This window comes from Mesorhizobium sp. M7A.F.Ca.US.014.04.1.1, assembly GCF_003998745.1.
Lineage (GTDB): Bacteria > Pseudomonadota > Alphaproteobacteria > Rhizobiales > Rhizobiaceae > Mesorhizobium > Mesorhizobium ciceri.
This window is the reverse complement of the sequence record NZ_RZRW01001413.1, coordinates 1-456: the sequence shown is the minus strand read 5'-3', so window position 1 is coordinate 456 and position 456 is coordinate 1. Positions and strand designations below refer to the sequence as shown.

Genomic DNA, 456 nt, shown 5'->3' with positions numbered 1-456 from the left:
ATCCGCCAGTGCCGCGTCGAGCGATGCATCATCGGTGCCGACCTCTGCCGCGGCAGCCGCCTCATTGGCGGCGGTGACCTCTGCCTCCTGGGCAGTGATTTCGGCCTCCAGATCCGTTATCTTCCCAGGCAAGGCCGCCTGATCTTCCGGCGTCATGGCCGCAATCTGCTCGGGCGTCAGCGATGTCAGCGCGGTCAACTGAGAATTCAGCGCATCCAGCTTCTCCTGGGCCGCTTCAGCGGCGGCCTGAGCGACCTTGGCTTTGGCGGACTGCGTCACGAAGGCCTGGATGGCAGCGAACTTCTTGCTCTTCGAGTTCATATAGGCGTTGATGTTGCGCTGAAGCGAGTTCAGCCGACCGAGCTTGGCGTGGATGTTCTTCTCCTTGGGAACCGACGAGACCTTTGTGGTCTTGTCGACCGTGGTGTCGTCCGTTTTGGCCTTTGCCACCTGGCC

1 pseudogene is annotated in these 456 nt (G+C 61.8%); it reads right to left on the bottom strand.

Annotation, left to right across the window (positions count from 1 at the left end):
• Positions 1-456, bottom strand: a pseudogene (locus EOA22_RS36850) (hypothetical protein); the annotation flags it as partial.